Origin of the sequence: Brevundimonas sp. UBA7534, assembly GCF_002479325.1 — a bacterium.
Taxonomy (GTDB): Bacteria; Pseudomonadota; Alphaproteobacteria; order Caulobacterales; family Caulobacteraceae; genus Brevundimonas.
Map to the genome: position 1 here is coordinate 27,718 of NZ_DLMO01000099.1, position 422 is coordinate 28,139.

Below are 422 nucleotides of genomic sequence, written 5' to 3' on the forward strand. Positions count from 1 at the left end.
GCCGCCGCCGCCGCGCGCCTCCAGATTTACCACCGCGCCGATGCGGTCGCGCAGCGGATGTTCGCTGAAGAAGGCGCGCGCACCGTCCAGGTTCAACTCTTCGGCGTCGGTCAGAAGGACGATCAGGGTGCGCTCGGCCGGGCCGCGGGCCTTGATCGCCCGCACCGCCTCCAGCACCGCAGCCACGCCCGAGGCGTCGTCGGCCGCGCCAGGCGAACCGGGCACGCTGTCATAGTGGGCCATCAGGGCGACGGCGGGCAGGGCAGGATCGCGTCCGGGCAGGACGCCGACGATATTGACCGCCTGCAGTCCTCGCGCGCTGTCGCCCCGCCTTTCGATGCGGGCGACCGCCGCCGGTGACAACACCCCCGCCTGCAGCATCGGCGCCAGGCCCATGTCGGTCATCCGGCCCAGCAGATAAG

The 422-nt window shown here is 72.3% G+C and carries 1 protein-coding gene; it reads right to left on the minus strand.

Annotation, left to right across the window (positions count from 1 at the left end; genetic code table 11):
* On the minus strand, positions 1-405 hold a 405-nt coding region (locus tag B2U11_RS07490), incomplete at its 3' end, for a M20/M25/M40 family metallo-hydrolase (RefSeq protein WP_414632948.1).
* Positions 406-422: the final 17 nt, after the last annotated feature.